The organism is Wolbachia endosymbiont of Tetranychus urticae (genome assembly GCF_046529255.1).
Lineage (GTDB): Bacteria > Pseudomonadota > Alphaproteobacteria > Rickettsiales > Anaplasmataceae > Wolbachia.
The window spans coordinates 522,308-537,399 of record NZ_CP114181.1; the positions used below are offsets into that span (position 1 = coordinate 522,308).

A 15,092-nucleotide genomic window follows, 5' to 3' on the forward strand; every position below is an offset into this window, starting at 1 on the left:
AAGTTAAGATATGTTAAAAAGGAAACATGCTTGAACTTACTGATTTGTAGACAAGCTCTAACTAAATTAAAATTTGACTACTAGGACAAGGAACAATACAATACCAAAGTATTACTTGCACTTCTAACTATTATTTGGAGCAAAACGAGATAGGTTGTAAATCCTCTTAGTTCACTAATTATAGGCAAAAATAGCTTTTTCTCGCATACTTTATTACTAACACAAATCGGAGTTAATACTATGAGTGACGACAAACACAGACAACTATCTTCTCAAAATGGGGTGAACCCAAGCTCTTCTTATAGCACCTCAAGCTTTCTAGGTGCATATGATGCTAGTCACTCTACGAATCTTACTAAGTATGGCAATTCAGCACGTCGATCGGTAGAACGTTGTACTTTGGCACTAGATGGACAAGAATCCTCCTATTCCGATCAACAAACTAATATCAAACGTTATCCAACTCCTAATACTATTTATTCATCCTACCCTAATCTTGTACAATCAAGTTATTCTACAAGTGGTGAAATGAGCACTCCGGTCCAGAGTCAAAATCTTGATAATGATAAGAGACTTTTGGGAGAACAGCTAAGTTCCTTAATAATAGGACAGAAGATAAGTTTCCTTGCTGCCAGTTATACTGTAGGGACGATGGATCCAATATCAAGGGTACTTGGTAGCATTTATGAAAAAAAAATCATCTACTGATAAGAAGCAGAGCTATGACTTATCAACTTTAAAATCCAGATTAAAGTCTCGAGTTGATTATGCCTATCAACAAGGTTCGACTCTTTATAAAGGTTGGGCTCTTTATAAAAAGAGGCAATATTTAGTTTCTTACTTATTTGGTTATCTAGGTGAAGATATACTTGACATTGTCGTTCCGACAAAAGGTCAACCTAAGACAATTAACTACGAGCTGATTTCTGATGTGATCTTATATTGCCAATATATGAGTTCTTGTACAGAAAGGCATAATTATATCAAGAGACTAGTTAACAACCTTGTAATATATATTGCTGGAAATAAGTTTAAAACCCGTGAACTTGTCTATGCTCTTGAAGACGAAGTTATCCTAATCCTTGTTGATTTGATAAATACTAATCGTGGTATTTTTAATGATGCAAGGCTCATTGAAGATATACAAAAGTTTTCTGTAGAAAAAAAAGAATTCTCAAAGTTCAAGTCGTGCTTGTAGCCAAGAGCAGCAATCTCATAAACAACGTCCAATAAATTACCTTAGAAGCAGCGAAACCAATACAGTATATCCACTTTTCAGTATTCATCCTCTCCTACGCGGGAAAAGCTCATCTGGTGAGAATGATAAGGAAAAATTATGCTCACTGAAATCACAATTAAGGGTTAAAATTCGTAAGGCCTATGAACGACTTTTGACTCTTGAAGATAGGCAACATTTAATTTCTTACTTATTTGCTGTTATAAATGAACATATGTTTAATATTGCCCTTCCTAAAAAAGCTAGGAGTGATCAACTTCACTACGAGCTGGTTTCTGATGTGATCTTACACTGCCAACGTATGAGTTATGGTGAAGAAAGGAATAATTATATTGAGAGACTAATTGAAAACCTTGTAACGCTAATTCTGGATTAAGGAAGGAAGAAAGTATAGGAAATGGGAGTAGAAAAGATGTGAACCAAGAAATTAACGGGAGATCTATGGTGAGTATGTTCAATTTCAAGTCTACTTTTGAGGTAGCCAAAAATCGTCTCAATGATCGACCTTTTTCTCAGCAAAATCTTTTCATGTAGTGAAATTAATGTGTTTTTCATCCCCTTTTTCACCTTGGTAACAAGTTTCAAACCGCGGTTAAACAACTCTTGGAAAAGCTCTTTTTTAATATAGCCTTTATCACCAAACAAAAGACCGGTTAATTTCTTAGTTAGGTTTGCTACAGGCTCTCTATCGTCAACATTACCTCTTGTAAGCGTAAAAGCTTGAATTTCACCTTTCTCGTTAATTATCAAATGTAGTTTAAAGCCGAAAAACCAGCCATATGTACTCTTGCTTAATTTTGCAATTCCAGCAAAAACCTTATTTCTTGATATTCTTTTTGCATGGCAAACTGCAATAGGAGTTGTATCTATGTATGAGATTCCAGTAAGTTCTGACCATCCGCAAAGGCACTGTAATAGCATGGCTAAATGCCACAAAACCCTGGGCTTTAGAGCAACAAACCTAGTGTATGAAGGCAACTTCGAAAACTCTGATTTGTAGAGCAATGTTAGGTAATGCAGGTAGAAAGCCTTAAAATTTTCACAGGGAGATTGCTGATACAGGAGGATTATTGTGATAATTTCCGAATGTGTAATTTCTGGCACTCTTGTGGGTTTTTACCGTTTGGCAGTAGTTTATCTGCAAAATTTTTCTCTATATCTCTGCAAAAATCATCGACCAGACAAAACAGTTTTGTTATATCTTCCATGGGTAACCTCATCTATTTTTTTCTATTTGTTGAGTTTACCCTACTCTCCTGACTTTTCTATTCTCTTTTTAATCCAGAATTAGCGTTATTAGAGAAATGAGAATAAGAATCCAAGAAAGATTTGGTTTGAATATCAGCAAATCCGCAATACATCGTAATATGCAAAGAATGAAATTCTCATATATCACACCAAGACCAGTTCATAGTGGACAAGATAAAAACAAGCAAGAGGAGTTTAAAAAAAACCTCAATGAAACTATTGTCATGCATTCTGAAAAAGAGCTATTTTTCTTCGATGAATCACGGTTTGGTACACATTCAAAAGTTGGACATGGGTGGTTTAAAAAAGGCAGTAGGACACAGGTTAAGGTAAAATTAGGTAGGGAAAATTTTATCTCTATAGTGCAGTTAATCCCAGAAATGGAGAGAATTTTAGCTTATTTGCACCAAACGTCAACACTGATTGTATAAATATATTCCTTGAACAGATGTTGCAATATTTAGGAATACGAAAGGCTTTTCTCTTGATGGATTGCGCTAGTTGGCATAAGTCAAAAAATTTAAAGGCACCTAAAAATATCGAAATTATATACCTACCACCATACTCACCTGAACTCAATCCTGTTGAGAGGTTTTGGTTATATATAAAACAGAACATTTTACGCAATAAAATCTACAATACAATTGTTCTGCTTGAATGCGCTTTGTGTAAATTTATTACCTCTCTTTCCCCTTCCACGGTTAAACAACTCTGCTATGCTTCTTATTTGGTTCATTAATAATGAGAATTGGTATTACTATCTCTTCTCCCTCATACCCTTTCTCATTTAATACTTCTTGTCCGCAAACTAGATCTCTAGCAGTTGTTGATAATGCTTCTGCTAATTCATATAACTTCTTAATTGAAATTCTGCGTGTTCCTTTTTCATATTGCAGTATTACCTGATATGTTGTTCCGATTTTTTTTTGCTAATTCTTTTTGAGTATATCCCTTTGCTAATCTACGATTTCTTACTTCCTTTTCTATTACTTTGTAATCTAAAAATTAGAGCATTTATTCTCTTTTTTCACATTTTATACTCCATAACCAGAAGAGCTGTTACGTATACTTAATTGGGAACCTTTTTGACAAACTGAACTCATCTCCTTTCAAACAATTTTTCTATATCACTTAGTTTCATTTCTATATAAGTTGGTCTTTCATGACCAGAATATGGAGTTTTCTCAATTTGTCTTAGTATCTCATTCATCTCTTCCAATTTCATTTTTCTTCCTGCTCCATGGCAAGCGATTGTGGCTGATATTTTATTCACCTTATCCTCTATTGGCAACGTATCTTCCATTTCCGTTAACTTATCTACTATATCAACTAGCATCTCTTTTATATCTATTGTTCCCAAGATTGCAGGTATTTCTTTCACAATTATTTTATCTTCTGATTCTATTTCAATACCAAAACCCATTTTAAAAAGCCCATCTTTATAAGTTTTAACCATCTCCATCCCTGCTTGGTTTTTAATCTCAACTATTTCAGGAATGAGAAGTTTTTGTCTTTTTATGCTTGTTAAGCACTCGTATATCAACCTCTCATAGGCTGCATGTTGATCTACTATAATCAGCCTATCTCCAGCCTCAGCAATAATGTAAGTATTGTGGACCTGACAACGTGCATATCCTAGAGGATGATCCTCTACCAAATCAATTTGCTTCCTTTCTAAAACCATCGTTCCCTTTTGGGGTGGAGATTCTCCATATTTAAACGTTTTTGGTAAGCTTTGCCTTCTTTCATCTGGTGAATTGAATTCTTGCATTAGACGATTTTCTAAAAGACTTGGCCTCTTTTCATAAAACTCTTTTTGATTTTTTTTCTCTTTACTATTAACCGGCTCTTGGCTATCAAACTCCTCAATACTTTGAGACTCAACATCACTTGCTGCGAACCTAGTCGATAATGCTTTTATTATTCCTCTTCTCACTATTTCATATACTAGCCTCTTGTTCTGAAATCTTACCTCTGATTTATTTGGATGCACATTTACATCTACTTGATCGTATGGTATCTCTAAGTGCAGCGCTGCAAAAGGATACCTCCCAACTGGAATTAAATCTTGATATGCGTATCGAATTGCACCAACAAGTAGATTGTCTTTTATTGGCCTTCCATTAACAAACGTATAGATCTGAGTTGAGTTGCCACGACTAATAGTTGGTTTACAGATGTGTCCCGTAAGTTTGATGCCGTCTTCTTCCTCTTTAACTTCCAGCGAATTGCTCTGAAATTCTTCTTCTATTTCACATAGTCTGTTAAATAATGAAGTTTGCTTAATATATTTTAAGAGCTTTTTATTACCGGAAGTGAGAGTAAACCCAATACTATAGTTAATCATTGCTAAGTTATTTACAATATCAACTATAGCTTGTGTTTCTGCCCTTTCGGTTTTTAGAAATTTTAGTCTATTTGGAGTCGCAAAAAATAAGTCACGAACTTCAATATACGTACCTTCCAACAGAGAACAAAGGATAACTTCTCCTACTTTTTCTCCTCCCTCATAACTTATAGACCATGCTTCATCTGCTCCATTTGCCTTAGATGATAATTTCATTCTACTTACTGCTGCAATTGAAGGCAAAGCTTCTCCCCTAAATCCAAGATGCTTGATTTCTATTAACTCACTATCGCTTAATTTTGAAGTAGCGTGGCGCATAAACGCAAGTTCCAAATCTTCTTTTTCTATTCCATTTCCATTATCTGTCACAGTTATAAGGTTGCGCCCACCACTTTCTATTTTGATCTCTATTTCTGAACTTCTAGCATCTATTGCATTTTCTACTAATTCCTTTACTACACTTGCTGGCCTCTCTATTACCTCTCCTGCTGCTATACGATTTATAGTTTTTGTGTCTAAAAGAATTATTGCCATATTTCCAACTCTCAGTCTGATGAAGATATAGCTTTAATGTTAATAAAAATCAATCTCTATTAGGCATCTTCACTAATTTCAAAACAGAAATAATTGTAATAAAGATGTATAGAAACCCTATAAAGCCTAAAATGCTAGTCCTTCTGAGTAGATCATTTTCTGACTAACATGTTTGAATTTTAGTTGAATATTTCTTCAGAATTGTGTATAATTATTAATGCTTTTTATCTTACTTTCTCATGGCTCTTTCTAAGTTTCTCGATCCAAAAAATGATGTTGCGTTTCGGCGTATCTTTGGTACTGAAAAGAATAAAGATATCCTCATTCACTTTCTAAATGATATTTTGAGCTTTACTGGCAAAAATGCAATACAGGATATAGAGTTTTTAAGTACTATTCAAGATCCTGATATTGCATCTAAAAAGCAAAGTATTGTTGATGTGCTATGTAGAGATTCTACAGGAGTGCAATGGATAATTGAGATGCAGGTCGCTAAAACCAAAGGCTTTGAAAAACGTGCCCAATACTACGCAGCTAAAGCTTACTCAAGACAAGCGGATAAAGGTGATCAATACCATGACCTTAAGGAAATTATCTTTATTGCTATAGCAGATTGTATACTATTTCCGGATAAGGCTGAGTATAAATCAAAACACACCATTCGGGATGAAGATACTAATGAACATGATCTAAAAGATTTTTATTTTGTATTTATTGAGCTGCCTAAATTTCCAAAAACCAAAGAAGATCAGCTTTCAAGTATAGTTGAAAAATGGGTCTACTTTTTTAGATATGCAGATGAAACTAGTGAAGAAGAGTTAGAAAGAATAATAGGAAGTGATCTAATAATTAAAAGAGCATATGAAGAACTCAATAGGTTCAACTGGTCAGAAAAAGAATTTATTGCCTATGAACAAGAGATCAAGCGTATTCGTGATGAACAGGCTGTCCTTGCTCAAAAACTTGATGATGCTACTGAAAAAGGTACTCAAATCGGCCAAGAAAGAGGTAGACAAGAAGGTAGAGAAGAAGGTATCCTAATCGGTGGAGAAAAAGGTAGAATTGAAGTTGCAAAAAATTTACTTAAAGCTGGCATCTCTATTGACGTTGTATCGCAAACTACAGGTCTTTCTTTCGATGAGATCAAACAGTTACAGGCAGAAAAGACCTCATAGCTCCCTCAATTTATCCCTCTGCTTATTCCTTTAACTACTGATGTTCCATTTAAGAATGTATCAGGCTTTTTAGATAACTCTACTTTACTTGAAACTTCCTGACTCAAGTCTTTGTAAGGCTTTTCTACTTTCTGTTGTAGCACTTTTTCCCCTTCTAATTGACTTCTTAAGTGAACTAGAAACTTATCAGTTTGTTTGAATTCTGGACATGCTTCTTTTGCAAATGAATATAGGGTTTTTGCTATTTCAGAAAGTCTTCCATTTATTATTCTTCTAACTATAGCTGATTGCACTGCCACAGGATCTAAGTTTAGGTTTGTCAGTGATATTCCTGACTTAATAGCAGTTTTATTTAGCACTTTCTCAAATCTATTTGTAATATTGAGTGCATAGCCCTGTGCTTCTGGTGGAGATATAGACTGCTCTGCTGTAGAATTATATTTTTGACCTGTAACCCTTCTAATCAGTAAGTCAAGTAATAGTATTGTACTATTTATATCCGTTTGTACATTAACTTGTGATATTGAACTCTCAGGTTTATATCCATTAAAAGAGCTTTTATAATTACTAGGCTTATCATCTATATGACATTGAGTTGAATACCCTGATGCAGAAGTTCTAGCTGAAATAAATTGAGTAATACCTTGTAAAGTACCTATTACAGCATTAGTGAAAGTACTTGCTATAGTATTTATAAATGAAGTTGGTCTATTAGCTGCACTTTTTACATTACTTTCTATATTTCTTCTATTCCTTATGAAGGATTTCACACTTGTCTCAGTCGAATTACTTGCCTCAGTTGCCTCAGTAGAATTGTTGAAACTATTGATAATATTAGCAGTATTGTTTCTATACTCTTCTTTTAAATCATCAAAACTTCTTACATTATTTAACTCATCCTTTATTGTTACTTCTTTATTTGCAAATCTAATAGTTAGTGTTTCCATTTCTTTGTTTTTATAAAATTCACTGAGTATCAAACTTGCATTGTTATTAAAGGTCATTATTAGATCGTTTTCTAATTTACTGAAAGTATAATCTTCAATTTTCTGTGATATAATGATCTTATTATTTTTATCTACATCTTCCGCTGCTATTCTAATTATTTCCTCGTTATTATCGAATACTAAAGGTAGTGGTCTTAACTTAAATTCCTCTATTTTCATTGGTACGTGATTCATAATTACATGTAGTCTTTCATACCAATTTGTTAATAGACCATTCTTTAATCTTACTTGTACTACAGTACCTTCTACTATGGTACCTTTTGATACTTCGTGATCTTTTTCATAAAAGAGCCATATTATTAAATCTTTGTCACTTGTAATAATTCTTGCTTTAAGCTTTACATTTAAATCACTTTCTACTTGTTTTCTTACTTGACGTAAATCTAGAGTGTCTATTTTATTTTCTTGATCAAGATCATAAAGTACTATTTCTGGTATAGGTAGTTTATCAGATGTAACCACAAATATGTTCTCACCACCGTTACCAACTAGATGACTCTTGTACTTAGGATTATTCTCTATAACATCATGTTTTCCATGCCCAACTACAATAGATTCGTTGTTTAGTAATGAGTGGACAAAGATAGACATTTTCAAATTATTCGCTACTCTAGAGTAACTATTAATTATTTCATCAACTGATTTGTTGCTGTTTTGTAACAAAAATAGTTCTCCCTTTATTATTCTTATCTCAGAATTGTCCCCTAAGTGATATATTGGGGAATTATGACCATGTATTGTTATACTAAAAGTAGTGCCCTCTGATTTATAGTTGTGGTTACCTAGATTTATTCTTGTTAATTCTGGAGTAACTTTTCTGTCACCAGCATCAGTTTTAAAGTTAAATTTTACAGTAGTGTCTTCAACATAAATGCTATCTATATCATATAGAGTGTAGTTAAATACAAATGTGTGTGTACCTGGAACTTGTTTTAGGTTAATGAAAGCTTTGCCTTTACTTGTTGCAAAGGGCACCATATAGGTGAAATCACCTTGAGAATAGTTGGTAATTTTCGTATAAGTCCTGATAACAAACTTGATATCATGTGAACAACTATTGCTACTCTTATATACAATAATATCGTCCATGTTCTCCTCATTCCTTCCTCCTCTACCATCTATATATCTAGTTTCACAATCATTGATCACTAGGGAATCAATAATATCTTCTCTTAATAGAAAGTTATGTATTTTATAGAGTTCTAATTTTGTCCCATATTCACCAGTAATATATATATTTTGATCGATTAATATATGCTTTTGCTTAGAAAAATCTCTCAGATCTAAAGTGTTGATACCAGAACCTCCAGCAATACTACCTGTAATTTTGTCACCTTTTAAAATAATAGTATCATCTCCTGTATTTAGACGAACAATTTTCTCTCCGTCCTCAAGAACAACCACATGATTATCATGTGGAAAACCGATTATCTTATCATAACCAGTACCTAGGGAGATATATGTATAGTTTGCTGTCCTATCATAAGGATACTCTAACCCAATTGCGTTTTCACAGATATAGGCATCCTCGCTTGAAGCAGGATAATCACCTTTAAACATAGGAAAAGCAGTGGGTAAACAAAATAATTCTCCACCATGTACCCTTTCAGGAATTGCCCTACTTGATCTGATATCCGACATCTTATGTAAAAATGCAGCTGTATGACTTCCTGATGTTATATATTTAGTCACGCATTTTGGTAGGTACGTTAAGCCGCATGAGTCCGAAATTGCAGTACATGGGTACGCAAGTGTTTTTACAAACTGACAATTTCTTTCTGATTTCATAGTCGGGAAAACATACTTTCTAACATCAGTATGATGCTTTAAGTAATCAACAGCTTTATAGATATATTGGCTGGCAAATAATTGTTCACGAAGCAATTCTTCTATATAAGGCTCAGGGCTCACATGCAAAAATGCACGTATTCCTTCAATAAACCTTTCCTTTTCTGTTAGATGTACTAGTCTATCAATGTTTTCTACTTTTTTTACAGCTTGATAAATATCAGTACCAACAAACACAACAGCACCAATTGTAGCACCTATAGGACCTGTAACTGATGAAACTCCCTCTAATATTCCGAACCCTTCAGCAACTTCTATACCAAGTTCCGCAGCATCAACTCCTAAATAGACGCTATCTCCTACAACACCAACAAGAGCATCTTTGTTACCTTTTTTATACTCTTTTACCTCATTATATAAATCATATGCAATAAAACCTGATGTACCACGAGCAAGGAAAGAAGATGATAATTTGAAGGACTGAGCAAGAGATGACTCTACAAGTGGAGCTAGTTTAAATCCTCGAGCATATGAGGCCTGCGAAGCTGCGTTTAAACCTTCAAGAGCAGCATTTTCTGCAGCTTTAACTCCAGATGGTAGAGCAGTAAACCCTAGATTGATAGCTAGACCTTGATAATCACCATTAACAGCATCAGCTAAAATATTCTTAGCCATCATGCCTTGCATAGCAGCTCCCGATACTTTTCCTATTCTATCAAGATGACTCATTACCCTTTGATTGCTGATTAGTTTGTTTGCTAATACCAATTCTCATTATTAATGAACCAAATAAGAAGCATAGCAGAGTTGTTTAACCGTGGAAGGGGAAAGAGAGGTAATAAATTTACACAAAGCGCATTCAAGCAGAACAATTGTATTGTAGATTTTATTGCGTAAAATGTTCTGTTTTATATATAACCAAAACCTCTCAACAGGATTGAGTTCAGGTGAGTATGGTGGTAGGTATATAATTTCGATATTTTTAGGTGCCTTTAAATTTTTTGACTTATGCCAACTAGCGCAATCCATCAAGAGAAAAGCCTTTCGTATTCCTAAATATTGCAACATCTGTTCAAGGAATATATTTATACAATCAGTGTTGACGTTTGGTGCAAATAAGCTAAAATTCTCTCCATTTCTGGGATTAACTGCACTATAGAGATAAAATTTTCCCTACCTAATTTTACCTTAACCTGTGTCCTACTGCCTTTTTTAAACCACCCATGTCCAACTTTTGAATGTGTACCAAACCGTGATTCATCGAAGAAAAATAGCTCTTTTTCAGAATGCATGACAATAGTTTCATTGAGGTTTTTTTTAAACTCCTCTTGCTTGTTTTTATCTTGTCCACTATGAACTGGTCTTGGTGTGATATATGAGAATTTCATTCTTTGCATATTACGATGTATTGCGGATTTGCTGATATTCAAACCAAATCTTTCTTGGATTCTTATTCTCATTTCTCTAATAACGCTAATTCTGGATTAAAAAGAGAATAGAAAAGTCAGGAGAGTAGGGTAAACTCAACAAATAGAAAAAAATAGATGAGGTTACCCATGGAAGATATAACAAAACTGTTTTGTCTGGTCGATGATTTTTGCAGAGATATAGAGAAAAATTTTGCAGATAAACTACTGCCAAACGGTAAAAACCCACAAGAGTGCCAGAAATTACACATTCGGAAATTATCACAATAATCCTCCTGTATCAGCAATCTCCCTGTGAAAATTTTAAGGCTTTCTACCTGCATTACCTAACATTGCTCTACAAATCAGAGTTTTCGAAGTTGCCTTCATACACTAGGTTTGTTGCTCTAAAGCCCAGGGTTTTGTGGCATTTAGCCATGCTATTACAGTGCCTTTGCGGATGGTCAGAACTTACTGGAATCTCATACATAGATACAACTCCTATTGCAGTTTGCCATGCAAAAAGAATATCAAGAAATAAGGTTTTTGCTGGAATTGCAAAATTAAGCAAGAGTACATATGGCTGGTTTTTCGGCTTTAAACTACATTTGATAATTAACGAGAAAGGTGAAATTCAAGCTTTTACGCTTACAAGAGGTAATGTTGACGATAGAGAGCCTGTAGCAAACCTAACTAAGAAATTAACCGGTCTTTTGTTTGGTGATAAAGGCTATATTAAAAAAGAGCTTTTCCAAGAGTTGTTTAACCGCGGTTTGAAACTTGTTATACCAATTCTCATTATTAATGAACCAAATAAGAAGCATAGCAGAGTTGTTTAACCGTGGAAGGGGAAAGAGAGGTAATAAATTTACACAAAGCGCATTCAAGCAGAACAATTGTATCGTAGATTTTATTGCGTAAAATGTTCTGTTTTATATATAACCAAAACCTCTCAACAGGATTGAGTTCAGGTGAGTATGGTGGTAGGTATATAATTTCGATATTTTTAGGTGCCTTTAAATTTTTTGACTTATGCCAACTAGCGCAATCCATCAAGAGAAAAGCCTTTCGTATTCCTAAATATTGCGACATCTGTTCAAGGAATATATTTATACAATCAGTGTTGACGTTTGGTGCAAATAAGCTAAAATTCTCTCCATTTCTGGGATTAACTGTACTATAGAGATAAAAATTTTCCCTACCTAATTTTACCTTAACCTGTGTCCTACTGCCTTTTTTAAACCACCCATGTCCAACTTTCGAATGTGTACCAAACCGTGATTCATCGAAGAAAAATAGCTCTTTTTCAGAATGCATGACAATAGTTTCATTGAGGTTTTTTTTTAAACTCCTCTTGCTTGTTTTTATCTTGTCCACTATGAACTGGTCTTGGTGTGATATATGAGAATTTCATTCTTTGCATATTACGATGTATTGCGGATTTTCTGATATTCAAACCAAATCTTTCTTGGATTCTTATTCTCATTTCTCTAATAGTAATATTGGGGTTTTCCTCTATCCACAACTCAATTCGTTCAAGTTGACTTTGGTTCAATATAGTTTTTCTACGGCGTTGAGGTGGAGCAAATAATTTTTCTTCTCTTCCAAATTTTATGTGCTTTATCCATGTAGTAATTGCCTTTCTCGAAATGCAACATATTTTTGCTACAGCTGTTATACTGTGCTTTTTTGCTGCAATTACAGCATTTAGTTTTTTTGCAACATACGCATTATTTCTTACTCTCTTCAGCATCTCTTTTGCTGATTTCACCACTTTTTCATCCAATAATTTTGATCTTAATGCCATCTAAACCTCGCTATTTTACTTACTTCAGTATGGCTTTTTTCCATTATTTTCTATTCGTTGCTTGTATAGCGGGAATTGGTATTACCAAGGTGAAAAAGGGGATGAAAAACACATTAATTTCACTACATGAAAAGATTTTGCTGAGAAAAAGGTCGATCATTGAGACGATTTTTGGCTACCTCAAAAGTAGACTTGAAATTGAACATACTCACCATAGATCTCCCGTTAATTTCTTGGTTCACATCTTTTCTACTCTCATTTCCTATTCCTTGAAATCCAAAAAGCCTTCCATTTCCTATACTTTCTTCCTTCCTTAATCCAGAATTAGCGTTCCAAATGTACAAGGAGGATTCTTCGTGTTATACCAAATTCCATTACTAATCGAACAAATAAGAAACATTACAAACTCGTTTAATAGTAGCACTGGAAATACTGACAATAAAATTACACAGAACATCTTCAAGTAAGCCTATGGTATCGTAGACTCTGTTGCGTAAAGTATTGTGTTTGATATATTGCCACAACCTCTCAACAGGATTCAGTTCTGGTGAATAAGGAGGCAAGTATATAATGGTAATGTTTTTCTGAATTTTCAAACTTTTTGATCTATGCCAGCCTGCACAATCCATTACAAGAAAGGCTTTTTTCGTGCCTAAATCTTTCGACATCTGCTCCAGAAATATATTCATACAATCAGTGTTTACATATGGAGCAAGTAGGCTAATTTTCTTACCACTTCTTGGATTTACCGCACTGTAGATATAGAAATTTTGTCTACCAATTTTCATTTAACCTGCGTTCTGACCCCTTTTTTAAACCATCCGTGTCCGATTTTTGAATGAGTTCCAAATCGTGATTCATCAAAAAAATACCTCCTTTTCAGGGTGGGAATTGACTATTTTATTGAAGTATTTTTTAAACTCTTCTTGCTTGTTTTTATCTTGTTTATGGTGAATTGGCCTCGGTGTTATATAAGAAAACTTCATCCTTTGTATCTCACGATGCACTGTTGATTTGCTAATGTTTAGGCCAAATTCCTCTGAGATTTTTATTTGCACTTCCTTAATAGTAATATTTGGATTTCTTTCTACCCATATTTCAATTTGCTCACGTTGATTTTTGTTTAATTTGCTTTTTCTTCGCCGCTGAGAAGGGGAAAATAATTTTTCTACTCTACCAAATTTTAGATGCTTTATCCATTCAGTCAAAGCAGTCCTTGAAATTTTACATATTCTTGCCACAGCGCTTATACTACTTTCTTTTCCTGCTATCACCGCTTGTAACTTTTTTGAAACATATGCGTTATTTCTGACCTTTTTTAACATTTCTTTCGCCAAATTTACAACTTTTTCGTCTAACAGTTTTGACCTTAATGCCATTTATACCTCTCTATTTTATCTACTCTAGTATCACTTCTTTCCCATTATTGTCTATCTGTTCTTTGCATAGTGGGAATTGGTATCAATACCTCGCTTGCCTCTTCCTACTTGTATACCAGAGTTATCATCTTATTGGTATGACTGTAAGGATGAGCTCAATAAAATGAAGGAAGAAGATAGTGAATTATATAATTTTCTTGTAAGTAAGAGAATTAATGAACAGGTAAGAATTTGGACAGAGAGTGAGACAATACGAAATATTTCACAAGATAGATTAAATATAGAATACTCAATCTATGCTAAAGATTTAACAGGTAAAATAGAATTAGTGATATTTTTTCTTAACAACAGGGAAATAATCAATTCTTTATCGCGGTATTATAAGGTAAGAATTCAAACAATTGATCAGGTAAAAAGGCTACTCGATCGTTTCACAAGAGAACATGTAGAGCTTGAAGTAGAAATTGTTCCAGCACAATTAAACTTTAATACTCAAGAGTTACAACCCCCTAAACTAAAAACATTATCATTTGCACAAATGATTAACAATCATGCAGGATTATTTTCAGCTGCCAAAAATGGTCAATTAGAAACAGTAAGATACCTGATAGAAAAACAGAAAGAAGATATTAATTCAACAGATCACTATGGAAGAACTGCTCTAATGTGGGCTGCTGGAAGTGGCTATTTAGAGGTAGTAAAGTACCTGATAGACAAATGTTAATGTGAAAGATGGCTATGAAAACACTGCTCTGAATTATGCTACTAGAAACGGGCATTTAGATGTAAAAGAATATCTGAAAGGTTACATACAAAAAGAACTGCGGAAGAAATACGTCTGCATTGGCGTGAGTGGTGCAATAGGTTATGTTGCAGGTATGACAATATCATGTTCTGCGGGAGCAGCGATTGCAGTTTGTGCAGCATCAGCTACCATTAGTCTAGCGTTAGGTGCAATTTTTGGTTATACAGTTGTAGAAGTAAAAAAAGAGAAAGCAAACACAGGTATAGCTTCTGCGCTTAAAGATGTTTTCACTATTCAAGCTCTAAGTAGAATAGCCTTATAGAGAGTGAAAGTAGGTTTATTGCTTAAGGTTGCATGATTGCCTTAATAACAATTAAAAAATAATAGAAGCAAAAGATATGGCTTGAAAGTTTTCTAAG

The 15,092-nt window shown here is 34.0% G+C and carries 8 protein-coding genes and 7 pseudogenes; 8 read left to right on the top strand and 7 right to left on the bottom strand.

The features are described from left to right. Positions 1–240: 240 nt before the first annotated feature. Complete coding sequence (locus tag O1Q06_RS02900; RefSeq protein WP_410542966.1) at positions 241–708, top strand: hypothetical protein; 468 nt, start codon at positions 241–243, stop codon at positions 706–708. Then, positions 686–1,198, top strand: a complete 513-nt coding sequence (locus tag O1Q06_RS02905) for a hypothetical protein (RefSeq protein WP_410542967.1) — start codon at positions 686–688, stop codon at positions 1,196–1,198. The genes O1Q06_RS02900 and O1Q06_RS02905 overlap by 23 nt, the downstream gene beginning before the upstream one ends. A 411-nt stretch (positions 1,199–1,609) precedes the next feature. On the opposite strand, the pseudogene O1Q06_RS02910 reads toward O1Q06_RS02905, so the two are convergent. Then, a pseudogene (locus O1Q06_RS02910) lies at positions 1,610–2,445 on the bottom strand (IS982 family transposase). An 87-nt stretch (positions 2,446–2,532) separates the two neighbouring features. Here O1Q06_RS02910 and O1Q06_RS02915 point away from each other — a divergent pair. Continuing rightward, positions 2,533–3,224: pseudogene (locus O1Q06_RS02915) on the top strand (IS630 family transposase); the annotation flags it as partial. A gap of 16 nt (positions 3,225–3,240) precedes the next feature. On the opposite strand, the pseudogene O1Q06_RS02920 reads toward O1Q06_RS02915, so the two are convergent. Next, positions 3,241–3,516: pseudogene (locus O1Q06_RS02920) on the bottom strand (helix-turn-helix domain-containing protein); the annotation flags it as partial. A 68-nt stretch (positions 3,517–3,584) separates the two neighbouring features. Then, positions 3,585–5,366 (bottom strand): DNA mismatch repair endonuclease MutL, encoded by a 1,782-nt coding sequence (mutL, locus tag O1Q06_RS02925; RefSeq protein WP_410542968.1) that lies wholly within the window; start codon positions 5,364–5,366, stop codon positions 3,585–3,587. A 239-nt stretch (positions 5,367–5,605) separates the two neighbouring features. On the opposite strand from mutL, the gene O1Q06_RS02930 reads away from it, so the two are divergent. Then, on the top strand, positions 5,606–6,541 hold the full coding sequence (locus tag O1Q06_RS02930) for an Rpn family recombination-promoting nuclease/putative transposase (protein ID WP_410542969.1): 936 nt from the start codon (positions 5,606–5,608) through the stop codon (positions 6,539–6,541). A 5-nt stretch (positions 6,542–6,546) separates the two neighbouring features. Here the strand turns inward: O1Q06_RS02930 and O1Q06_RS02935 are convergent, their stop codons facing one another. Both O1Q06_RS02935 and O1Q06_RS02940 read right to left on the bottom strand, forming a co-directional pair. Beyond that, complete coding sequence (locus O1Q06_RS02935; RefSeq protein ID WP_410542970.1) at positions 6,547–10,065, bottom strand: latrotoxin-related protein; 3,519 nt, start codon at positions 10,063–10,065, stop codon at positions 6,547–6,549. Between the two features lie 48 nt (positions 10,066–10,113). Beyond that, positions 10,114–10,805, bottom strand: a pseudogene (locus tag O1Q06_RS02940) (IS630 family transposase); the annotation flags it as partial. Positions 10,806–10,892: 87 nt separating this feature from the next. Here O1Q06_RS02940 and O1Q06_RS02945 point away from each other — a divergent pair. After that, positions 10,893–11,536: pseudogene (locus O1Q06_RS02945) on the top strand (IS982 family transposase); the annotation flags it as partial. 7 nt (positions 11,537–11,543) lie between these two features. Here the strand turns inward: O1Q06_RS02945 and O1Q06_RS02950 are convergent. Continuing rightward, positions 11,544–12,549 (bottom strand): IS630 family transposase gene (locus O1Q06_RS02950; protein WP_410542743.1). Its coding sequence is split into 2 segments (ribosomal slippage): positions 11,544–12,086 and positions 12,088–12,549, totalling 1,005 coding nucleotides; the frame shifts between segments, so codons are not numbered across the junction. A gap of 80 nt (positions 12,550–12,629) precedes the next feature. Between O1Q06_RS02950 and O1Q06_RS02955 the strand changes: the two are divergent. Then, positions 12,630–12,866, top strand: a pseudogene (locus O1Q06_RS02955) (transposase); the annotation flags it as partial. A 60-nt stretch (positions 12,867–12,926) separates the two neighbouring features. Here O1Q06_RS02955 and O1Q06_RS02960 read toward each other — a convergent pair. Beyond that, positions 12,927–13,928 (bottom strand): annotated as a pseudogene (locus O1Q06_RS02960) (IS630-like element ISWpi10 family transposase). Positions 13,929–14,091: 163 nt separating this feature from the next. Between O1Q06_RS02960 and O1Q06_RS02965 the strand changes: the two are divergent. After that, entirely contained in the window at positions 14,092–14,652 is a 561-nt protein-coding gene (locus O1Q06_RS02965) for an ankyrin repeat domain-containing protein (protein WP_410542971.1), read from the top strand. 1 nt (position 14,653) lies between these two features. Further along, complete coding sequence (locus O1Q06_RS02970; protein ID WP_410542972.1) at positions 14,654–14,995, top strand: hypothetical protein; 342 nt, start codon at positions 14,654–14,656, stop codon at positions 14,993–14,995. Positions 14,996–15,092: the final 97 nt, after the last annotated feature.